The sequence below is a fragment of the Nonomuraea sp. NPDC049400 genome, assembly GCF_044466425.1.
Taxonomy (GTDB): domain Bacteria; phylum Actinomycetota; class Actinomycetes; order Streptosporangiales; family Streptosporangiaceae; genus Nonomuraea.
The window spans coordinates 22,848-43,115 of the sequence record NZ_JBITMP010000013.1; the positions used below are offsets into that span (position 1 = coordinate 22,848).

Below are 20,268 nucleotides of genomic sequence, written 5' to 3' on the forward strand. Positions count from 1 at the left end.
GCTCGAGCCCACACCGTCGCGCGGGTGGCGGCGGGCGTGACGTCCGAACTCGTTGGCTTGTGCAGGAGCGAGCCGCAAGAATGGCACGATGGTGGATAGTGGCGAGACCGACTGGGTCTCCAGGTTCGCGGACGAGGTCATCTCCGAGGCGGAGCGTCGCGCGCCCGGCAAACCGGTCGTGTGCGCCTCGGGCCTGAGCCCGTCGGGCCCGATCCACCTGGGCAACCTGCGCGAGGTCATGACCCCCCACCTGGTCGCCGACGAGATCAGGCGGCGCGGCGTCGAGTGCGTGCACCTGCTGTCCTGGGACGACTACGACCGTTTCCGCCGAGTGCCCGCCGGCATCGACCCCGCATGGGCGGAGCACATCGGCAAGCCGCTGACGTCGGTGCCCGCGCCTCCGGGCAGCGCGTACGGAAGCTGGGCCGAGCACTTCAAGGCGCCCATGATCGAGGCCCTCGGACAGCTGGGCGTCGAGTACCACGGCATCAGCCAGACCGAGCAGTACACGAAGGGCGCCTACCGCGAGCAGATCCTGCGGGCCGTGCGCGAGCGCGCCAGGATCGACGCCGTGCTGTCGCGTTACCGCTCGAAGCAGGTGGAGGACTACTTCCCCTACAAGCCGTACTGCGACCTGTGCGAGCGTGACCTGACCACGGTCACCGCCTACGACGACGAGACGACCGAGCTGGCCTACACGTGCGAGTGCGGCTTCGGCGAGACCGTGCGGCTGGCCGAGCACGACCGCGGCAAGCTGGTGTGGAAGGTCGACTGGCCGATGCGCTGGGCGTACGAGGGCGTGGTCTTCGAGCCGTCCGGGGTCGATCACCACTCTCCCGGCTCGGCGTGGATCGTCGGCGGCCAGATCGTGGGCGAGGTGTTCGGCGGGCGGCAGCCGATCGGCCCCATGTACGCGTTCGTCGGCATCACCGGCATGGCCAAGATGAGCAGCTCCAAGGGCGACGTGCCGACCCCCGCCGAGGCCCTGGAGATCATGGAGGCGCCGGTCCTGCGCTGGCTGTACGCCCGCCGCAAGCCGGCCCAGTCCTTCAAGATCGCCTTCGACCAGGAGATCCAGCGGCTCTACGACGAGTGGGACGCCCTGGGCCGCAAGGTCGGGGAAGGGCGGGCCCAGCCCGCCGAGCTGGCCGCGTACAACCGGGCCGTGAGCACGGCCGCCGGCCCGCTCCCTGCGACCCCGCACCCGATCCCCTACCGCACGCTGGCCTCCATCGCCGACATCACGACCGGCGACGCCGACCAGACCCTGCGCATCCTGCGTGACCTCGACGCGATCGAGACGCTCGACGAGGCCCGGCCCCGCCTGGACAGGGCGCAGCGCTGGATCGACGGCCACGTGCCCGCCGACCAGCGCACGCGCGTGCGCGACGAGCCCGACGAGGAGCTGCTCGACTCGCTCGGCGCCGGCGAACGCGAGTCGTTGCGGCTGCTGGCCGACGGCCTGGACGACTGGTCGCTGGCGGGCCTGACCACGCTGGTGTACGGCGTACCGAAGCTCCAGGCAGGGCTGCCGGCGGACGCCGAGGCGACGCCCGAGCTGAAGGCGGCGCAGCGGGCCTTCTTCGCCCTGCTCTACAAGCTCCTGGTCGGCCGCGACACCGGCCCGAGGCTCCCCACGCTACTGCTGGCCGTGGGCGCCGACCGAGTGCGGAAGCTGGTGGGCGCGTGAACGGCGTCGTCCTGATCACCGGCATCATGGCCGCCGGCAAGTCCACCGTGGCGCAGTCCCTGGCCGAGCGGCTGCCGCGCTCCGCCCACGTGCGCGGCGACACGTTCCGGCGCATGGTCGTCGGCGGTCGCGCCGAGATGACCCCCGAGCCCACCGACGAGGCCGTCCGCCAGCTCGAGCTGCGTTACCGGATAGCGGCAAACACGGCCGACATGTATTTCGATGCCGGATTCACACCAATAGTCCAGGACATCATTATCGGCGGGGACTTGGAACGGTTTACGAAACTTATTCGCACTCGCCCTCTTCATGTAATCGTCCTGGCGCCGGACGCGGATGAAATCGATCACCGAGAAAGATCCAGGCCCAAGGTCGGATATGGCGAGGAATGGACGATTGCCCAGCTAGACGCGATGCTGCGCACAGAAACCCCGCGCATTGGACTATGGCTCGACACCACGCGGCAAACGCCTCAGCAGACCGTTGACGAGATCATTAGGAGGGCCGCAGAGGCGGAGATCTCGCAATAGCGGATCAGTGCAAGGAACCGTCAAGTAACTTGCATGTGTGCGGGGTGACCTTTAGCACATGAACAAGCAGCCTTTCGCCGCCAGCGTCAGTGTCATCGTCCCCGCGATGAACGAGGCCGAGAACCTCCCCCACGTCTTCGCGACGCTGCCCGACTGGATCGACGAGGTGATCCTCGTCGACGGCAACTCGACCGACGACACCGTCGCCGTTGCGCGCAGGCTGCGCCCCGACCTCCGGGTCGTCGTGCAGACCCGGCGCGGCAAGGGCAACGCCCTCATCGAGGGCTTCCAGGCCGCCCGGGGCGACATCATCGTCATGATCGACGCCGACGGCTCGACCGACGGCCGGGAGATCCACTCCTTCGTCACCACGCTCGTCAACGGCGCCGACTTCGCCAAGGGCTCCAGGTACGCCCCTGGTGGCGGCTCGGACGATCTCAGCCCGGTCCGCTCGCTCGGCAACAAGTTCCTCACCGGGCTGACGAACCTCCTCTACGGCACCCGCTACACCGACCTCTGCTACGGCTACAACGCCTTCTGGGCCTGCCACCTCGACGCCCTCGAGCTCGACTGCGACGGCTTCGAGATCGAGACCCTGATGAACGTCCGCGCCGCCCAGGCCGGCCTCATCATCCGCGAGGTCCCCAGCCACGAGCGCTGCCGCATCCACGGCGCGAGCAACCTGCACGCGGTGCGCGACGGCTGGCGCGTGCTCAAGACGATCATGCGGGAGCGTGCGCGAGGGGCTGCCGTGACGGCGCAGACCCAAGTTGCGCTCGCAAAGTGACATCCTTGGACAATGCGCTACATAGTGATCGGAGCAGGAGCAGTCGGCGGCACCATCGGCGCCCGCCTCCACCAGGGCGGGCACGATGTCCTCCTCATCGCGAGAGGCGCCCATTACGAGGCGCTCAAGCGCGACGGCCTGCGCCTGATCACGCCCGAGGCATCCGAGACCCTCGACATCCCCACCGCCGACGGCCCCGTGCCGGCGCGCGACGACGACGTGCTGGTCGTGGCCACCAAGTCGCAGGACACGATCGCCGCGCTCGACGGCTGGCCGTCTGATCTGCCCGTGGTGTGCGCCCAGAACGGCGTGGACAACGAGCGCACCGTTCTGCGGCGCTTTGAGCGCGTTTACGGCATGTGCGTGTGGCTGCCCTCGCAGCACCTGGAGCCGGGTGTCGTGGCCGCGCACGCGCATCCGTACTCCGGCATGCTGCACGTCGGGCGCTATCCCCAGGGTGTGGACGAGCTCGCCCAGCGGATCGCCGACGACCTGAGCAAGCGCGGCCTCGTGGGCCTGGCCCAGCCCGACGTCATGCGCTGGAAGCACGGCAAGCTGATCAGCAACCTCGGCAACGCCGTGGAGGCGCTCCTCGGCCACGTCCCCGGCATGGCGGACGTGGTCGAGCGGGCCAGGGCCGAGGCCAGGGCCGTGCTGGACGAGGCCGGGATCGCGTACTCGACGCCCGAGGAGGAGGCCGAAGTGCGCGGTCGCAAGGTGGACGTGCGGCCCATCGACGGCATCGCCCGCGGCGGCGGCTCGTCGTGGCAGAGCCTGGCGAGGAGCAGCGGCTCGATCGAGGCCGACTACCTCAACGGCGAGATCGTGCTGCTCGGCCGCCTGCACGGCGTGCCCACCCCGGTCAACGAGGTGCTGCGGCGCGAGGCCAACAGGTTCGCCAAGGAGAAGCGGCCGCCGGGCTCGATGCCGCTGGAGACCCTGCTGGCGCTCACCGACGGGCGTTCCGCAGCCTGATACCGCTGAACTCGAGGGTGCTGGCGATCACCTCTTCCCAGAACGGCCAGAGGCTGGGCAGCACCCTGAGCTGGATCCCCGCCCCTTCGTGCAGCTCGAACAGGTCCCCGACCTGCTCGGGCGGGCCGAGCGGCGTCACGGGGACCGTGGACACCACGGCGGTCGGCGGGTCACCGATGGGCTTGAAGTGCTCCGCCGGGAGGCGGTAGGCGAACAGCCGCACCTCCTTGAGCGCCTGCAGCCAGCGGTACTCGATGGCGTGCACCCGCTCGCCGCATCCCGCGCCGATGATCCGGGCCGCGTCCTCCTCGCTGGTGCGCGGCCCGACCCAGGCCATGGCACGCGGGCACGCGCGCGGAAACCAATAGTCGGGGCAGCGGTCGTGACCGACCGCCCACACGTACGCCTCCTTGAAACTGGACGTCGGCGCCACGTGCGGGACGAACCGCTTGATCGTCGGGTCCTCGGAGAAGTGGAGCACCTGCCCCGGTTCAGGCCGCATGAACGCAATCATGGCGCATACACCGGCGGTCCCGGGGAAGTTGAAGCGGGCTCTGACGACAAGGGGTGAGTTGGATGATCCTGCTTGGACTGATCTTGGTCCTGCTCGCCGGCGGCGCGATCGTCTTGGTCCTGACAGAGGACAGCGCCAGGTACATCCTGTTCGGATATACCTTCGAGCCCAATCAGGTGGAGATGTTCCTCGCGGGTGCGGCCGCCGCGGCCGTGCTGCTGCTGGGACTCTGGCTGATGGGCTCGGGCTCGCGAAGGTCCGCCAGGCGCCGCCGCGCGCTACGCGGCGCCAGGGCCGAGGCCTCCAGCCGGGTGGCCCGGCTGGAGGACGAGAAGCGAGAGCTGGAGCGGCGGCTGGAACACAGCCCAGAACCCGGCGACCGACTCGTCGCGCGCGGCTCCGAGGACACGGGGCCGTGACTCACTGGCGCGAGGGCAGCAGGTTGCCCTCGCGCCAGAGCGCGAAGCCGGTGATCAGCGCCCCCAACCCCTCCCAGAGCCCGACGCCGAAGAACTCGCCCGGCGCCGCCCCGGTCAGCACCAGCGTGGTGAAGACCGCGAACGTCACCAGCCTGAACGGCACCGTCCAGCGGAAGAACGGCGTGTAGTTCGCCGAAGCCGCGAAAACGTAATAAACGCCCATGTTCACTGCCGCCATCGAGGAGGCGGCCATATAGACGAGCGTGTAGTCCCCGGCGGGCCGCACGTCGACCACCTCAAAACCCAGCATGGCCAGCAAGGTGTCGGGCGAGATCAGCCCCAGCAGACCGAGCACGAAGGCGAGGAATCCGAAGACCGCCATCGTCCAACCGGAGAATGAACGCGGAAGACGCACAGAAATCCTTCCAAAGGGGGGTGTAATCTGCGAGTCGATCTCATCATGCACCCGGAGGTCGCATGCCCCCCACGCGTGGCCGTCCCATCGCAGTGAAGCTTTTCGTTCTCCTGCTCGTCCCCCTGGTCTCCCTGGTGGGCCTGTGGGCGTTCGCCGCCGGCCTGACCGGCGGCGACAGTATGCGCCTGCTGAGCATCGACGACCTGGCGACCAAGCTGGCCGAACCGTCGGAGCGGATCAACGTCGAGCTGCAGGACGAGCGGCTGGCGTCCGTGGATTTCCTGGTCACCGGCCAGGGCGCGGACAAGGTGGCCAAGCAGCGCGGTGACACGGACAAGGCCGTGACCACGTTCCGCGCGCTGTCCAGGACCCTGCGCGACCTGCCGCCCGAGATGACCGGGCAGCTCACCGCTCTCAACGCCAAGCTCGACCATCTCGCGGACGTCCGCCGCGACGTGGACGCCACCACCGTCGCGCCGCTCGACGTGATCGACGCCTACAGCCAGATCGTGGACGCGTCCTTCCGCCTGTACGACGCCATGGTCCTGATGCCGGAAATGGCTCTCTACAAGCAGGCTCGGGCCGTGAACATGCTGGGCGAGGCCAAGGACATGCTGTCCAGGGAGCGGGCCCTGATCTCGATCGTGCTGTCCAAGGGCCGGGTGGAGGCCCGGGAGCACGAGGCGTTCACGGGCCTGGTGGCCACCAGGCGGCTGCTGCTCTCCCAGGCGCTCTCGCATCTGGACACCGGCCTGCGCAGGCCGTACGAGCGGCTGGTCGCGTCGCCGGTCTACAAGGAGTTCCTGGCCGCCGAGGACGCCATCCGGGGCCAGGCGGTCCTGAACGGCCTGCCCGCCACGGCCGCCACCTGGCCCATCGACGGCCAGAACCTGTGGGCGGCGGTCGAGCGCAACCAGACCGTGGCCGTGCAGAGCCTGGTGAAGCGGGTGACGCCGACGGCCATCGGCATGCTGGTCAAGGTCGGCGTGGCGGGCGGGCTGGGCCTGATCGCCGTCGTCGCCTCGATCATGCTCTCGCTGCGCTTCCGCAAGCGGTTGGTGCGCGAGCTGGCCGGGCTCCGCGACGCCGCCACAGAGCTGGCCGAGGTGCGCCTGGCCGGCCTGGTCAAGCGGCTGCGCACGAACGTGGCCCCGCCCACCGTCGAAGAGGTCGCCACGATCGAGGTCAAGACCCGCACCTCCGAGATCAGCGACATCGTCCAGGCGTTCAACGACGTGCAGTCCACGGCGGTCGAGGCCGCGGTGAGCCAGGCCCGGCTCCGGCACGGTGTCAGCCAGGTCTTCGTGAACCTGGCCAGGCGCAACCAGTCTCTGCTCCACCGGCAGTTGCTCCAGCTCGACAGCATGGAGCGGGCGACGGAGGAGCCGGAGGAGCTGGCGGACCTGTTCAAGCTCGACCACCTCACCACTCGCATGCGCAGGCACGCCGAGAGCCTCATCATCCTGTCGGGCCAGGCTCCTGGCCGCGGCTGGCGCAACCCGGTGCCCATGCTCGACGTGCTGCGCGCCGCCGTGGCGGAGGTGGAGGAGTACGAGCGGGTCGAGATCCTCCAGCCGCCGCCGGTCGCGCTGCTCGGCGCGGTGGTCACGGACGTGGCCCACCTGGTGGCCGAGCTGATCGAGAACGCCACGCTCTTCTCGCCGCCCCAGACCAAGGTGGACGTGCGCAGCGCGACCACGACGCACGGCCTCATGATCGAGATCGAGGACCGCGGCCTCGGCCTGCCCCGTGCCGAGCTGGACGAGCTCAACGAGAGGCTGGCCAAGATGCCGGAGTTCGACCTGGCGCAGAGCGACCGGCTCGGCATGTTCGTGGTGGGCAGGCTCGCGGCCAGGCACCGCATCAAGGTCACCCTCACGTCCTCCCCGTACGGTGGCCTGACCGCGATGATCGCCCTGCCCGCCTCGCTCCTGGCCGATCAGCCGGTCATGAGCGGGCGCTAGCCGCTACGACAGGACCTGGAGCAGCGCCTGCCTCCTGGCCTTGGACGGTTCGGCGATCCGCTCGACCGGCTGCCCCGCTTTGTCGAGCACGACCAGCGAGTTGTGCGCGGGGTTGCCGGTCCCTGACTGGCCGCGCGTGCCGGCCGTGCGCACCACGAGGCGCCCGTCCGGCAGGTAGAAGGCCCCGATCTGCTTGCCCTTGACCGCCGGCCGCTGCTTCTTGCCCGTCGCGATGTCGAGCACGACGGGCTTGAACGAGGCGGGCCAGGTGCCGTCGCCGAGCGTCTGCGGGCTCTCCGGGAACGAGACGACCGCCTTGCTGCCGTCGGGCGACAGGCTCTGCACGTGGTTGATGTACTTGACGCCCTTGGCCGGAATGCTCTGGCCGGTCTTGGCGTCGAGCCGGTAGAGGCCGTCGCCCTGAGTGTTGTAGCCCGCGAGGTAGCGGCCGTCGGCCGACCAGGCGAGATGGCAGACGCCCGGGGAGGCGCCCAGCTCCTGCGGGGCGGCGCTGCCGTCGGCCTTGGCGGCCATGATCACGTCGCCCTGGGCCGGGTAGGCCACCCTGCTCGAGTCGGCGGACCAGACCGGGGTCAGGCACGGTGTGCCGCCCTGGAGCCCGCTCGCGAGCGTGGTGGTCCTGTCGCCCTCCCTGACCCGGAGGTCACCGTCTTCCGTCACCCAGGCCGCCTTCGTGCCGTCGGGCGACGCGGCGAACTGCGGCGTGGCACCGACCTGGGCGAGCGTGCTCCACTCGCCGTTCGCGTACCGGGTGAGCTGATTTCCGAGTCCCGCGTAGACGGCGCCCGAGAGATCAGGCGTGGGCGCGGCCGACGCTGCCGGCGAGAACACCAGAACGGCGCCGAGAGCGACGCCGGTCACAATGTGTGTCTTCATGGCTACCCATCGTGCCTGCAAGTCCGTCAAAGACGCAGGAACGGCTCGCCGAAATGAGCGGTGGCGAGAATCGCCCGCTCGGCCCTGAGCCCGCCGAGCACCTCCGCGCGGGTGCGCGCGGCCGTCTCCTGGTCGTCGTCGTAGACGTACCGGATGGCGGGGTCGTCGAGCTGCACGGGGTGGAGCACGAGGTCGCCGGTCATGGCCACCTCGCCGGCCCTGGCGATCTGGTGGCCCGGGGTGTGGCCGGGCGCGTGGTGCACGTGGACTCCCGGCGAGACCTCGGCCTCGCCCTCGACCACGTGCAGCTGATCCTTGATCGGGGTCACCAGCCGGTCGAGCACCGGCCCCGCCGCGGCGTCCAGCTCGGCCTGCTGGAGCACGTATCGCGCGTTCTCGAACGCCGGCCTGCCATCGGTCACCACTCCGCTGGAGTGGTCGCTGTGCAGGTGGGTGAGGACGACGGTGCCGATCTCGGCGGGCGCGACGCCCGCGGCGGCCAGCTCGCCCGCCAGCGTTCCAGGAACCGGCGCCCAACTCGCGGCCGGCGAGTCCGTGCCACCGATGCCGGTGTCGACCAGGGTCAGCCGACCGGCCGCGTCGCGGATCAGATAGCAGTGGAAGTGCAGGACCCACGGCTCGTCCTGGAGCCCGGAACCGGGGAACATCTCGGCGAGCGGGCGGCGGATCGCCGCTCCCATGGGGCCCACGGCGTCGCAGAGCGGTGTCACCTCGACGCCGGACACGGCAATTATCGGCTTATGCGGCATTCGCCCAGATTAGGCGGCTACGGGCTCGAGCGGAACGAACTCGTTCTCGAGGTCGGCGGCGTAGACGGCGCGGCAGCAGTGCGCGCACCTGTACATGATCGGGCCTTCGTCGAGCTCGTGGTGGCACCGCGGGCAGCGGTTGACGGTCTTCATGGTGCTCCCCCAAGGAGTTCTGTTTGTCCTATGGAACCCTCACCGAGTTGCAGGGGTCCTGCATGCCACTTGACACGATGACGCTGCGTCGATGGGGGTTCTGTGCCCTCCGGTACACCGGGCGCGGTAATTTTCCTCGCAGTACGGTGCCGAGAAGAACATTGTCACGCGCCCCGTCCCGCGACCGTCGGAGAAACTCCGAGAACGGCCCGGGAATAGCCCAAGAGGGCTAGGCGTTTACTGGGTCAGATGGTGTGGTATCTTGCCACCAAGCGTTGAGCTTCCGCTCCGCTGGTTCTTCATCTGAGTCCCGCCCCGGGCTTGTCTCCAGGGCCCGACTTCCTTTCTCACCATCGCGCCTTGCTCTGGTCAGGCGCGTCTCCCCCAAAGGGGTTCACCATGTCTGTACACATTCCTGAACAGCGTGCGGACGTGCCCGTCCGCCAGGTTGCGGGCCTCTTGGACGTACGCGACAAGTCCGCGTTCATCCGGGCCGGCCACCTGCCCGGACCCGGTGACGTCCGCGTTCCGCCCGACAAGGTACGGCAGTTCGACCTGCGGCCCGGCGACCACGTCGTCGCGTCGTTCGCCGGCAACAAGCTGGCCGGCGTCACGTCGGTCAACGGCGCCGCGCAGTGGCGCGAGCGGCCCCGCTTCGCCGAGCTGACACCCGTACATCCCACCGAGCGGCTCAACATCGAGACCGAGTCGCTCAGCACGCGCGTCGTCGACCTGTTCGCGCCCATCGGCAAGGGACAGCGCGGCCTCATCGTCGCCCCGCCCAAGGCCGGCAAGACCATGGTCCTGCAGGCGCTGGCCGCCGGGATCGCCCGCAACCACCCCGAGGTGCACCTCATGGTGGTCCTCGTGGGCGAGCGGCCCGAGGAGGTCACCGAGATGCGCGCCACGATCTCCGGCGAGGTCTTCTACTCGACCTTCGACCACCCCGACCGCGACCACGCCGCCGTCGCCGAGCTGGCCGTCGAACGGGCCAAGCGGCTCGTGGAGTCCGGGCAGGACGTCGTCCTGCTGCTCGACTCGCTGACCCGGCTGGGGCGGGCGTACAACAACCTGGCGCCCGGCGGCGGCCGGGTGCTCACCGGCGGGATCGACGCCGGGGCCCTGTACCCGCCCAAGCGCTTCTTCGGCGCCGCCCGCAACGTGGAGGGCGGCGGCTCCCTCACCATCCTCGCCACCGCGCTGGTGGACACGGGCTCGCGGATGGACAACAACCTGTACGAGGAGTTCAAGGGGACGGGGAACATGGAGCTGCACCTCGTCCGCGAACTCGCCGAGCGCCGGCTGTTCCCGGCCGTGGACCTGGACGCCTCCGGGACCCGGCGGGAGGAGATCCTGCTGCACACGGAGGAGCGGCAGGTGGTGTGGCGGCTACGCCGGATGCTCACGGGGCTGGACAAGCAGCAAGGGCTCGAGGCCCTCATCGACAAGCTCCGCTCCACCCCCTCCAACGCCGCCTTCCTCCTCCAGGCTGCCGCCGCCTGACCCTGTGCCCATCTGCGCGCCGGAGTCCCCCCGTGGGGAAGGGTCCCAGGGCGGTCGACGAGAATGGCGGCATGCTGGCCGACATCGTCGAATACCTCGTCTGCCCCGTATGCCGAGCCGACGTGCGGCTCGACGCCGACGCGCTGCGGTGCGCCAAGGGGCATGCGTTCGACGTGGCAAAGCAGGGCTACGTCAGTCTGCTCGTAGGCAACAAACCCCCGGGAACGGCCGACAGTCCCGAGATGGTGGCCGCCAGGGCACGATTTCTCGACGCGGGCCACTACGCCCCGCTACAAGACGCAGTGGCAGAAACGGTGCGAAAGTACGCCTGCGGCGAGAACGTTCCAGCTAAACGTGAGTACTCCACCGAAACGAATGACGGCGCGGAGTTGAGGGCGTACCGTGGGGCGGGAGTGGAGGCCGGTTTCGGCGCAGGACCACAAGGTCTCGCGGACGAGCCGGAAACAGCCGGCGGTCGTCGCGCGGCGGGCAGGGCCGCGCCGTTGATCGTCGACGCGGGCGCGGGCACCGGGCACTACCTGGCGGCCGCGCTCAACGCGGTCAACGATGGCATCGGGATGGCGTTCGATGTATCGAAGCACGCTGTACGCCGGGCGGCGCGGGTGCATCCCAGGGCAGGGGCGTTCGTGGCCGACGTGTGGCGCCCGCTCCCCATCAGGGACGGGGTGGCCGACGTGGTGATCGACGTGTTCGCGCCCAGGAACGGGCCCGAGTTCAGGAGGATCCTGCGGCCCGGCGGCGTCGCGGTGGTCGTGACCCCGGCCAGGCGGCACCTGAGCCCGCTCGTCGAGGAGCTCGGCCTGCTCTCCGTGGACGAGGAGAAGGAGCGCAGGCTGGCGCGCAGCCTGGAGGGCTTCGTGGAGTCGGAGCGGCGCTCGATCGATTTCGAGATGGAGCTGGGACATGACGACATCGCGCAGGTAGTCGGGATGGGTCCAAGTGCGTGGCATACCGACACGAACGACCTAACCCGGCGAATCGCGGGATTTATCTCCCGGAATGTCGCGAAAAGACAGCAAAATGTAGCAACGCAAGCGTCGTTTCATCTGTCTATCTTCGAGCCGGTAACCTGATCAAGATCCGTTTCTTGACGGACATGTGCGACTGGTGTTACTGATGGGGCATTTAGTCCGAAATTCCCCCACATTCCCTGAGTATTTCTCCGGAACAGGCGCAATACTGGACGACATCCCTCGCCCGGAGGCGCGGGACAGCAAAGGGAGGGGGCGCACCGGATGAAGGCGGAGGAACGCTGGCAGGCCAGGTTCCGGGCGTCGCGCATGACGCTGCCGTCCTGGGCGCGCCAGACCCCGAACCGCTCCATCTACCGCTCCAACGCCACCGGCACCTGGGAGGTCTACGCCTGGGACCGCGTGACCGGCGCGACCCGCCAGGTCACCGATCGCCCCAGGGGCACCGCGTACGCGGCCGTCGACCCCACCGGCCAGTGGGTCTACTGGTTCGCCGACACCGAGGGCGACGAGTTCGGCGTGTGGTGGCGCCAGCCGTTCAACGGCGGCCCCAACGAGCCGGTCGCCCCCGACCTGCCGCCGGGCCAGCCCGGCGGCATCGCCCTGTCCGCGACGGGCGTCGCGGCGATCACCCTGGCCAGCGAGGGCGCGTTCAGAATCCACCTCGTACGCGACGGCGAGCCGGCCAGGCTCCTGTACGAGCACACCGAGGCCGCCTGGGTAGCCGACATGTCCCTCGACGGCTCACTTATCGCGATAAATCACGGAGAGTATGGCGACTTCCGTCATCCGGCCCTCCGCGTCGTCCGCCAGAACGGCCACACGGTGGGCGAGCTGTACGACGGCCCCACCAAGGGCGTCACCGGCCTCAAGTTCGCCCCGGTCATGGGCGACCGCCGCCTGCTCGCCCTGCACGAGCGCCGCGAGCGCCACGAGCCCCTGGTCTGGGACCCGGTGACCGGCGAGCAGCGCGAGATCTGGCTGAAGGACTCCGGCGACCTCAACGCCGAGTGGTACCACGACGGTCGCGGCCTGCTCATCCAGCGCGACCACCGCGCCCGCAGCCACCTGCACCGCTACGACCTCGCGGGCGGCGGCCTGACCCCCATCGAGACGCCGCACGGCGTGATCGACGAGGCGGTCCCCCGGCCCGGCGGCCACGTCGAGTACTCCTGGTCCAGCGCCTCGCGCCCGCCGGTCATCCGCTCCACCAACGGCCAGGTCGTGGTCAATCCGAGCGGCCCGCCCGCCCCGCCGAGCGTCCCCGTCGAGGACATGGACATCGAGGGCGAGGGCGGCCTCATTCACGCGCTGGTCTCCAAGCCCGAGGTGGGCATCGCCCCGTACCCCACGGTCTTCCTGCTGCACGGCGGCCCGACGGCGCACGACCGAGACGCGTTCTCACCCGAGGTCGCCGCCTGGGTGGACGCGGGGTTCGCGGTGGTGCGGGTCAACTACCGGGGCTCGACCGGGTACGGCTCCGCCTGGCGCGACGCGCTGCACGGCGACGTCGGGCACATCGAGCTGGCCGATGTGGCCGCCGTACGCCAGTCCGTGGTCGATCGCGGCATCGCCGACGAGGACAAGATCGTGCTGTCCGGCTCGGGGTGGGGCGGCTATCTGGCGCTGCTGGGCCTCGGCACGCAGCCGGACCTGTGGGCGGCCGGCATCGCGGCGGCGCCGATCGCCTGCCATCAGAGCGCGTACGAGGAGGAGGCGGAGAGCCTGCGCGCCTACCACCGCGCGCTGCTCGGCGGCTCACCCGACGAGCACCCGGAGCGGTACGCGGCCAGCTCCCCCATCACCTACGTCGACCAGGTCAAGAGCCCGCTGCTGATCTTCGCGGGCGAGGACGACACGCGCTGCCCGCTGCGCCAGATCGAGAAGTACGTGGCCAAGCTCGCCGACCACGGGCGCGATTACGAGATCTACACCTACGACGCCATCCAAGGCTCGCTGGTGGTCTCCCAGCGGATCGCGCAGACCGCGCTCCAGCTCGAATTCGCCAGAAAGCGGGTAAATCCACAGTGACGTTTAACACACTGTAAGAAGTCGGCTGACCGGCTGCCTTGATCGTCGGTCGATCCCGTTGACAGCATGCGCCCACGCTGTCACAGGGAGGCGTCATTGAGCAGGGGGCTAGCGGGCGCGCAGCACCAGGATGGCCAGGTCGTCATGGCTCGGCTCCGAGGCGAAGTCGGCCGCGCCCCTGCGGATGCGCTCCGCGACCGCCCTGGCCGACAGCCCCGCGCACTCGGCCAGCAGCTTGGCCAGGCCGCCCTCGTCGTCGAGCAGCCGGCCGCCCGAGCGCCGCTCCGTCACCCCGTCGGTCACGGCCAGCAGCACGTCGCCATGGTCCAGATGCACGGTGTCGGCCTCGAACACGACCTCGTGGAAGACCCCCAGCAACGACTGCGGCGTGGTGACCGTCTCGACCTTGCCGCTCGGCTTGAGCCGCAGCGCCTCGGGGTGCCCGGCCGAGACCAGGCGCACCTCGAGTCCGGTGGCCACGGGCGTGATGTCGCCGTGCAGCAGCGTGAGAAACCTCGCGCGCTCGCCCTCCTCCAGGATCGCCTGGTTGAGCCGCCCGAGCACCGCCGCGACGCCGTACCCCTCGCGGGCCAGCAATCGCAGCGTGTGGCGGGCCAGCCCGGTCACGGCGGCGGCCTCGGGGCCGGTGCCGCAGACGTCGCCGATCGCGAACCGCCACGAGTCGTCGCCCGCCTTGAACAGGTCGTAGAAGTCGCCGCCGACCTCGTTGGTCTCGCCGGCGGGCTCGTAGATGACGCCGTAGTCGAGCCCCGGGACCTCGGGCTCGTTGGGCGGCAGCAGGCTGCGCTGGAGCGCCCGGTTGGCGGCGGCCTGCTGGGCGTAGAGCCGGGCGTTGTCCATGGCCAGCGCGGCGCGCCTGCCGATGTCCTCGGCGAACTGGATGACCTCGTCGGGGAAGCGGTCGGGCCGGCCCAGGCACATCATGCCGAGGCCGCGCCCGCGCGCCATGAGCGGCACGGCGAGCACCTGCGAGTCGGTCAGGTGGATGGTCGAGGTCACCCTGGTGTCGGCGGCGGCGACGTCCATGTCGGCGAGCTGCTCGCGCAGGCCGTCGATCCTGGCCTCGTCGGCGTGCCAGAGGTAGACCAGCCGCAGCGGCCCGACGGAGCTGTCGGCGGTGTAGACGGCGCACCAGCTCGCCAACCGAGGCACCACGACCTGGGCGATGATGGCCGGGACCATGTCGGGGTCGAGAGTGCCCGCGAGCAGGTCGCTGGCGTCGGCGAGGAACCCCAGCCAGTGTGGCCCCCTGGAGCTCTCCTCCAGCCATTCGGCTGCCACTCTGTCCGCGGAGCCAGGTAGCGTGAGCCTAGCCCAATGGACACGGGAATCGCCCGTGAAAGTGACTCCCCACTCTTCGACATTCGCGGAAGGAGCTTTTGGATCACCCTGGGAAAGGCTTCGCTGCCTCAACTCCACCTGTACGGCATCCCCAAAATGCTTCCAAATCACCTCAAATGGCTCGTCAGCGACCTGTTCGGCCAAGTCTCCCGCGACTTGCTCGGCGGTGTGGAGCATGCCGCCGGTGGCCCACGCGGTCATCACCTCGCGCGTGAACCTCATCGCAGCGGTCACAGCGGTCTCACCGGGCGCGAAGGTCGCAGCGAGCACCGCATGGGGAGAAGCAGTCATCCCAACGTGCCTACCACACTTCCCACTGACTTGGGGTAAATCCAAGGACAGGACTACGAGCTACTCATCGTGACAGACTTGAATCACTCGCCGGAGCCCGCCGCGAGTGAAGGAGGCCCCATGACCACGGCCAAGGCCGCGCCAACCCCGGAGGAGAGGACCTACACCGAGTCGGATCTCGTGCCCATCCTTGAGACGCTCTTCTCTTGGCGTGACGGTGATTTCCGGCGTCGTGTTCCTCATGCCCCTCCCGGGATCCTCAGCGAGGTCCGGCTGCTGCTCAACGAAGTGGCCGACCGCCGGGAGCATCTCGCCAACGAACTGGTCCGCGTACGCAAAGAAGTCGTCAAAGAAGGCCGGTTCGGCGAGCGCCTGACCCCTGGACCGGGTGTCGGCGCGTGGGCGGAGAGCGTCGAGTCGGTCAACCAGCTGATCGACGCCCTGGTGAGCCCCGTGAGCGGCGCGGCGGACGTGATCGACGCGGTCGCCAAGGGCGACCTGTCGCGCCGGATCGACCTCGACCGGTCGGCCAGGGGCGAGGTGCGGCGCCTGGGCAAGGCCATCAACGGCATGGTCGACCAGCTCGCGCTGTTCAACGGCGAGGTGACCAGGGTGGCGCGCGAGGCCGGCACGGAGGGCCGGCTGGGCGGCAGCGCCAACCTGCGGGGCATGTCGGGAAGCTGGCGCGACCTCACCGAGGCCGTCAACACGATGTCGTCCCGCGTGGCCGCGCAGGTGCGCGACATCGCGGTCGTGACCACCGCGGTGGCCAAGGGCGACCTGAGCCGCAAGGTGACGGTCGACGCCGTGGGCGAGATGTTCGAGCTGAAGAACACCGTCAACACGATGGTCGACCAGCTGTCCGGCTTCGCAGAGGAGGTCACCAGGGTCGCCCGCGAGGTGGGCACCGAGGGGCAGCTGGGCGGCCAGGCGCAGGTGACCGGGGTGTCGGGCGTCTGGAAGGACCTCACCGACAACGTCAACTTCATGGCCAACAACCTGACCTCCCAGGTGCGCAGCATCGCGACCGTGGCGACGGCGGTGGCCCAGGGCAACCTGTCGAAAAAGATCACCGTTGACGCGCAGGGCGAGATCCTGCAGCTCAAGGACACCCTCAACACGATGGTGGACCAGCTGTCCTCCTTCGCCGACGAGGTCACCAGGGTCGCCCGCGAGGTGGGCACCGAGGGCAAGCTGGGCGGGCGGGCCGAGGTGAAGGGCGTGTCCGGGGTCTGGAAGGACCTGACGGACAACGTCAACTCGATGGCCAACAACCTGACATACCAGGTGCGGAACATCGCCCAGGTGACCACGGCCGTGGCCAACGGCGACCTCACCCGCAAGATCGACGTGGATGCCCAGGGCGAGATCCTCGAGCTCAAGTCGACCATGAACACGATGGTCGAGCAGCTGTCGTCGTTCGCCTCCGAGGTGACCCGGGTCGCCCGAGAGGTGGGCACGGAGGGTCAGCTGGGCGGCCAGGCGCAGGTGCGCGGCGTGTCCGGGGTCTGGAAGGACCTCACCGACAACGTCAACTTCATGGCCAACAACCTGACCTCCCAGGTGCGCCAGATCGCGACCGTGTCGTCGGCGGTGGCCCAGGGCGACCTGTCGAAGAAGATCACCGTTGACGCGCAGGGCGAGATCCTGCAGCTCAAGGACACCCTCAACACGATGGTGGACCAGCTGTCCTCCTTCGCCGACGAGGTGACCCGGGTCGCCCGCGAGGTCGGCACGCAGGGTCAGCTCGGCGGCCAGGCCCGGGTGACCGGCGTGTCCGGGGTCTGGAAGGACCTCACCGACAACGTCAACTTCATGGCCAACAACCTGACCTCCCAGGTGCGTAACATCGCCGAGGTCACCACGGCCGTGGCCAACGGCGACCTCACCCGCAAGATCGACGTGGACGCCCAGGGCGAGATCCTGGCGCTGAAGACCACCATCAACCGCATGGTTGACCAGCTGTCGTCGTTCGCCTCCGAGGTGACCCGAGTCGCCCGAGAGGTGGGCTCCGAGGGGCAGCTGGGCGGCCAGGCCCGGGTCGAGGGCGTCGAGGGCACGTGGAAGCGGCTCACCGAGAGCGTCAACGAGCTGGCCGGAAACCTCACCACCCAGGTGCGCGCCATCGCCACCGTGACCAGCGCCGTGGCCCGCGGTGACCTGACCCGCTCGATCGCCGTCGAGGCGAAGGGCGAGCTGGCGGAGCTGAAGGACAACATCAACTCGATGGTGGCCAACCTCCGCGAGACCACGCAGGCCAACCAGGAGCAGGACTGGCTCAAGTCCAACCTGGCCCGTATCTCCAGGCTGATGCAGGGCCACCGCGACCTGCTCGAGGTGGCCAAGCTGACGATGAGCGAGCTGACGCCGCTGGTCTCGGCCCGCTACGGCGCCTTCTACAGCATCGACCCCGAGGGCGACCACGAGCTGGTGCTGATCGGCGGGTACGGCGTACGCCCCGACAGGGGTCCGCGCCAGCGGTTCGCGATCGGCGAGGGCATCGTCGGGCAGGCGGCGGCCGAGGGCCGGCACATCATGCTCGACGACGTGCCGCCGCAGTTCATCACCATCGACAGCGGGCTCAGCCAGTCCACGCCCGCGCAGATCGTGGTGCTGCCGATCCTGTTCGAGAACAGGGTGCTCGGCGTGCTCGAGCTGGCCTCGTTCACGCCGTTCGGCGAGGTGCACCTCGACTTCCTGCGCCAGCTCGTCGAGACCATCGGTGTCACGATGAACACCATCATCGCCAACTCCCGCACCGAAGACCTGCTGACCGAGTCCCAGCGGCTCACCAGGGAGCTGCAGGAGCGCTCCGACGAGCTGCAGCGCCAGCAGGAGGAGCTGCGCAGGTCCAACGCCGAGCTGGAGGACAAGGCGGCCCTGCTGGCCAAGCAGAACCGCGCGATCGAGATCCAGAACTTCCAGATCGAGCAGGCCCGCCGCACGCTGGAGGAGCGCGCAGAACAGCTCGCGGTGTCCTCGCGCTACAAGTCCGAGTTCCTCGCGAACATGTCCCACGAGCTGCGCACGCCGCTCAACAGCCTGCTGGTGCTGGCCAAGCTGCTGACCGAGAACGCCGAGGGCAACCTGACCTCGCAGCAGGTGGAGTTCGCCCGGACGATCCACAGCGCGGGCTCGGCGCTGCTCCAGCTCATCAACGACATGCTCGACCTGTCCAAGGTCGAGGCGGGCCGGATGGACATCCACCCGATCCAGGTGTCGCTGCCGAAGATGGTCGACCTGCTGGAGGCCGCCTTCGCGCCGCTGGCGCAGGACAAGGGGCTGTCGTTCACGGTCGACGTCGAGTCCGACGTGCCGCAGGAGCTGCGCGCCGACGAGCAGCGCCTGCAGCAGGTGCTGCGCAACCTGCTCTCCAACGCGGTGAAGTTCACGCCGCGGGGCGAGGTGAAGCTGCGCGTCTCGATGGCGCCGCCCGGAGTCGACTTCGACGACGACAGCCTGCACGAGGCCGCCGACCTGCTGGCCTTCCAGGTGATCGACACCGGCATCGGCATCGCGCCCGACAAGCGGGACGTCATCTTCGAGGCGTTCAGGCAGGCCGACGGCACCACGAGCCGCAAGTACGGCGGCACGGGGCTGGGCCTCGCGATCTGCCGCGACATCGCCAGGCTGCTCGGCGGGGAGATCCACGTCGACAGCGAGCTGGGCAAGGGCAGCACGTTCACGCTCTACCTGCCGGCCTCCTACACCGGCCCGCTGGCCGTGAGCGACGGCGGCGCGGCGCGGCGGCAGCTGATGACGGCGCCCTCGGAGGAGCCGGCCGCGACGGCCACGCCGGAGCCGCCGATGCCGCTCGACCTGCCGATGCCGGAGCTGGTCGAGCCGCCGGTGGAGACGCCCGTCCAGTGGCAGGGCGACGACCCGCTCAGCGGCGCCAAGATCCTCATCGTGGACGACGACATCCGAAATGTGTTCGCGTTGACGAGCGTCCTGGAGCGACACGGCTCCACGGTCGTCTACGCTGAAAACGGTCGGGAGGGGATCGAGCAGCTCGAACGGAACGAGGACGTCGCGCTCGTGCTGATGGACATCATGATGCCGGAGATGGACGGCTGGGCCACGACCTCGGCCATCCGGCGCATGCCCCAGTTCGCCGACCTGCCGATCATCGCGCTGACCGCGAAGGTCATGCGGGGCGACCGCGAAAAGAGCATCGCCTCGGGCGCGTCCGACTACGTACCCAAGCCGGTCGACGTGGACCGCTTGCTCGAACGCCTGCGCGGCTGGCTCAGCCGCGGGCGCGGCTCCACGGCCGACTCATCAGCCTCAACAGCCGAAGGGTCGTGATCGATGCCGGATCGAGCCAAGATCCTCCTCGTTGACGACCGCGAGGAGAACCTGATCGCTCTCGAGGCCATCCTCAGCTCCCTCGACCTGGTGCCGGTGCGCGCCAGGTCGGGCGAGGAGGCGCTCAAGGCGCTGCTCAACACCGAGTTCGCGCTGATCCTGCTGGACGTGCGGATGCCCGGCATGGATGGTTTCGAGACGGCCGCACACATCAAGCGGCGGGAGCGGACCAGGAACATCCCGATCATCTTCCTGACCGTGGTGGACAGCGCGCCCGACTACGCCTTCCGCGGCTACGCCGCCGGCGCGGTCGACTACCTGACCAAGCCGTTCGACCCGTGGGTGCTGCGGGCGAAGGTGTCGGTGTTCGCTGAGCTGTACAACATGAACAAGCGGCTGGCCGAGCAGGCGTCCATGCTCCGCGACCGCCTGACCGGCGAGCTGCCGCCCGGGGCCGGGGATCACGCGTCGGTGCTGCCCGAGCTCTCGCGGCGGCTGACGGCCGTGGAGGACGAGCTGGCCCGGGTGCGCGAGCTGGCCCGCAAGTCCCAGGACCCGGCGCTCGCCGCGCCCCTGTCCGACCTGACGGACCGCCTCACCCACCTCCGCGCCGGCTTCGACGCCTTGTCCTGACCGGCCCCCGGGCACCGGGTCGGCGCCCAGGGAA

General features: G+C 69.4%; 18 protein-coding genes. 12 read left to right on the top strand and 6 right to left on the bottom strand.

The window, feature by feature from the left end; translation table 11 throughout:
- The first annotated feature begins 88 nt into the window (after positions 1–88).
- From lysS to ACIBVN_RS21685, 4 genes are read left to right on the top strand one after another with little or no spacing between them, the layout of a single operon-like run.
- Positions 89–1,690: a lysine--tRNA ligase gene (gene lysS / locus ACIBVN_RS21670; protein WP_397138976.1), complete on the top strand. Its 1,602-nt coding sequence runs from the start codon at positions 89–91 to the stop codon at positions 1,688–1,690.
- Positions 1,687–2,220 (top strand): AAA family ATPase, encoded by a 534-nt coding sequence (locus tag ACIBVN_RS21675; RefSeq protein ID WP_397138978.1) that lies wholly within the window; start codon positions 1,687–1,689, stop codon positions 2,218–2,220. Before lysS ends, ACIBVN_RS21675 begins: the two co-directional genes overlap by 4 nt.
- Positions 2,221–2,278: 58 nt before the next feature.
- The gene (locus ACIBVN_RS21680) at positions 2,279–3,007 is read left to right on the top strand and encodes a glycosyltransferase family 2 protein (protein ID WP_397138980.1); all 729 of its coding nucleotides are present in this window, start codon (positions 2,279–2,281) and stop codon (positions 3,005–3,007) included.
- 12 nt (positions 3,008–3,019) lie between these two features.
- Positions 3,020–3,982 (top strand): ketopantoate reductase family protein, encoded by a 963-nt coding sequence (locus tag ACIBVN_RS21685; protein WP_397138981.1) that lies wholly within the window; start codon positions 3,020–3,022, stop codon positions 3,980–3,982.
- Here ACIBVN_RS21685 and ACIBVN_RS21690 read toward each other — a convergent pair.
- Positions 3,957–4,484, bottom strand: a complete 528-nt coding sequence (locus ACIBVN_RS21690; protein ID WP_397138983.1) for a DUF6886 family protein — start codon at positions 4,482–4,484, stop codon at positions 3,957–3,959. The genes ACIBVN_RS21685 and ACIBVN_RS21690 overlap by 26 nt on opposite strands.
- A 74-nt stretch (positions 4,485–4,558) precedes the next feature.
- On the opposite strand from ACIBVN_RS21690, the gene ACIBVN_RS21695 reads away from it, so the two are divergent.
- A complete protein-coding gene (locus ACIBVN_RS21695) occupies positions 4,559–4,915 on the top strand; it encodes a hypothetical protein (RefSeq protein WP_397138984.1) in 357 nt (118 codons plus the stop codon).
- Between the two features lies 1 nt (position 4,916).
- On the opposite strand, the gene ACIBVN_RS21700 is transcribed toward ACIBVN_RS21695, so the two are convergent.
- Positions 4,917–5,297 carry a hypothetical protein gene (locus tag ACIBVN_RS21700; RefSeq protein ID WP_397138986.1) on the bottom strand — a complete coding sequence of 127 codons (381 nt, stop codon included), beginning with the start codon at positions 5,295–5,297 and terminating at the stop codon, positions 4,917–4,919.
- A 125-nt stretch (positions 5,298–5,422) separates the two neighbouring features.
- Between ACIBVN_RS21700 and ACIBVN_RS21705 the strand changes: the two genes are divergently transcribed.
- Positions 5,423–7,294: a nitrate- and nitrite sensing domain-containing protein gene (locus ACIBVN_RS21705; protein WP_397138987.1), complete on the top strand. Its 1,872-nt coding sequence runs from the start codon at positions 5,423–5,425 to the stop codon at positions 7,292–7,294.
- Between the two features lie 3 nt (positions 7,295–7,297).
- On the opposite strand, the gene ACIBVN_RS21710 is transcribed toward ACIBVN_RS21705, so the two are convergent.
- The 3 genes from ACIBVN_RS21710 to ACIBVN_RS21720 are packed head-to-tail and all read right to left on the bottom strand — an operon-like array spanning position 7,298 to position 9,114.
- Positions 7,298–8,191 carry a hypothetical protein gene (locus ACIBVN_RS21710; protein ID WP_397138989.1) on the bottom strand — a complete coding sequence of 298 codons (894 nt, stop codon included), beginning with the start codon at positions 8,189–8,191 and terminating at the stop codon, positions 7,298–7,300.
- Positions 8,192–8,217: 26 nt separating this feature from the next.
- Positions 8,218–8,961: an MBL fold metallo-hydrolase gene (locus ACIBVN_RS21715; protein WP_397138990.1), complete on the bottom strand. Its 744-nt coding sequence runs from the start codon at positions 8,959–8,961 to the stop codon at positions 8,218–8,220.
- Between the two features lie 9 nt (positions 8,962–8,970).
- Positions 8,971–9,114 carry a hypothetical protein gene (locus tag ACIBVN_RS21720; protein WP_349453787.1) on the bottom strand — a complete coding sequence of 48 codons (144 nt, stop codon included), beginning with the start codon at positions 9,112–9,114 and terminating at the stop codon, positions 8,971–8,973.
- Between the two features lie 399 nt (positions 9,115–9,513).
- Between ACIBVN_RS21720 and rho the strand changes: the two genes are divergently transcribed.
- The 3 genes from rho (at position 9,514) to ACIBVN_RS21735 (ending at position 13,640) form a co-directional block, all read left to right on the top strand.
- On the top strand, positions 9,514–10,617 hold the full coding sequence (gene rho / locus ACIBVN_RS21725; protein ID WP_397138992.1) for a transcription termination factor Rho: 1,104 nt from the start codon (positions 9,514–9,516) through the stop codon (positions 10,615–10,617).
- A gap of 71 nt (positions 10,618–10,688) precedes the next feature.
- Complete coding sequence (locus ACIBVN_RS21730; RefSeq protein ID WP_397138994.1) at positions 10,689–11,711, top strand: putative RNA methyltransferase; 1,023 nt, start codon at positions 10,689–10,691, stop codon at positions 11,709–11,711.
- A gap of 162 nt (positions 11,712–11,873) precedes the next feature.
- Positions 11,874–13,640 carry a S9 family peptidase gene (locus tag ACIBVN_RS21735; protein ID WP_397138996.1) on the top strand — a complete coding sequence of 589 codons (1,767 nt, stop codon included), beginning with the start codon at positions 11,874–11,876 and terminating at the stop codon, positions 13,638–13,640.
- Between the two features lie 108 nt (positions 13,641–13,748).
- Here ACIBVN_RS21735 and ACIBVN_RS21740 read toward each other — a convergent pair whose 3' ends face one another.
- A complete protein-coding gene (locus ACIBVN_RS21740) occupies positions 13,749–14,942 on the bottom strand; it encodes a PP2C family protein-serine/threonine phosphatase (protein WP_397138998.1) in 1,194 nt (397 codons plus the stop codon).
- Between the two features lie 36 nt (positions 14,943–14,978).
- Here ACIBVN_RS21740 and ACIBVN_RS21745 point away from each other — a divergent pair, with 36 nt between their 5' ends.
- The 3 genes from ACIBVN_RS21745 to ACIBVN_RS21755 all read left to right on the top strand — a co-directional run bounded on the left by ACIBVN_RS21745 (position 14,979) and on the right by ACIBVN_RS21755 (position 20,234).
- A complete protein-coding gene (locus ACIBVN_RS21745) occupies positions 14,979–15,332 on the top strand; it encodes a hypothetical protein (RefSeq protein ID WP_397138999.1) in 354 nt (117 codons plus the stop codon).
- Positions 15,333–15,413: 81 nt separating this feature from the next.
- Positions 15,414–19,601: a HAMP domain-containing protein gene (locus ACIBVN_RS21750; protein ID WP_397139001.1), complete on the top strand. Its 4,188-nt coding sequence runs from the start codon at positions 15,414–15,416 to the stop codon at positions 19,599–19,601.
- A 3-nt stretch (positions 19,602–19,604) separates the two neighbouring features.
- Positions 19,605–20,234: a response regulator gene (locus ACIBVN_RS21755; protein WP_349453781.1), complete on the top strand. Its 630-nt coding sequence runs from the start codon at positions 19,605–19,607 to the stop codon at positions 20,232–20,234.
- Positions 20,235–20,268: the final 34 nt, after the last annotated feature.

What these genes read in the sequence shown, in the direction of transcription:
- lysS (WP_397138976.1), top strand. Translation starts at nt 89, where the DNA reads ATGGTGGATAGTGGCGAGACCGACTGGGTCTCCAGGTTCGCGGACGAG.
- ACIBVN_RS21680 (WP_397138980.1), top strand. Translation starts at nt 2,279, where the DNA reads ATGAACAAGCAGCCTTTCGCCGCCAGCGTCAGTGTCATCGTCCCCGCG.
- ACIBVN_RS21685 (WP_397138981.1), top strand. Translation starts at nt 3,020, where the DNA reads ATGCGCTACATAGTGATCGGAGCAGGAGCAGTCGGCGGCACCATCGGC.
- ACIBVN_RS21690 (WP_397138983.1), bottom strand. Translation starts at nt 4,484, where the DNA reads ATGCGGCCTGAACCGGGGCAGGTGCTCCACTTCTCCGAGGACCCGACG.
- ACIBVN_RS21695 (WP_397138984.1), top strand. Translation starts at nt 4,559, where the DNA reads ATGATCCTGCTTGGACTGATCTTGGTCCTGCTCGCCGGCGGCGCGATC.
- ACIBVN_RS21700 (WP_397138986.1), bottom strand. Translation starts at nt 5,297, where the DNA reads ATGGCGGTCTTCGGATTCCTCGCCTTCGTGCTCGGTCTGCTGGGGCTG.
- ACIBVN_RS21710 (WP_397138989.1), bottom strand. Translation starts at nt 8,191, where the DNA reads ATGAAGACACACATTGTGACCGGCGTCGCTCTCGGCGCCGTTCTGGTG.
- ACIBVN_RS21715 (WP_397138990.1), bottom strand. Translation starts at nt 8,961, where the DNA reads ATGCCGCATAAGCCGATAATTGCCGTGTCCGGCGTCGAGGTGACACCG.
- ACIBVN_RS21720 (WP_349453787.1), bottom strand. Translation starts at nt 9,114, where the DNA reads ATGAAGACCGTCAACCGCTGCCCGCGGTGCCACCACGAGCTCGACGAA.
- rho (WP_397138992.1), top strand. Translation starts at nt 9,514, where the DNA reads ATGTCTGTACACATTCCTGAACAGCGTGCGGACGTGCCCGTCCGCCAG.
- ACIBVN_RS21730 (WP_397138994.1), top strand. Translation starts at nt 10,689, where the DNA reads ATGCTGGCCGACATCGTCGAATACCTCGTCTGCCCCGTATGCCGAGCC.
- ACIBVN_RS21735 (WP_397138996.1), top strand. Translation starts at nt 11,874, where the DNA reads ATGAAGGCGGAGGAACGCTGGCAGGCCAGGTTCCGGGCGTCGCGCATG.
- ACIBVN_RS21745 (WP_397138999.1), top strand. Translation starts at nt 14,979, where the DNA reads ATGGACACGGGAATCGCCCGTGAAAGTGACTCCCCACTCTTCGACATT.
- ACIBVN_RS21750 (WP_397139001.1), top strand. Translation starts at nt 15,414, where the DNA reads ATGACCACGGCCAAGGCCGCGCCAACCCCGGAGGAGAGGACCTACACC.
- ACIBVN_RS21755 (WP_349453781.1), top strand. Translation starts at nt 19,605, where the DNA reads ATGCCGGATCGAGCCAAGATCCTCCTCGTTGACGACCGCGAGGAGAAC.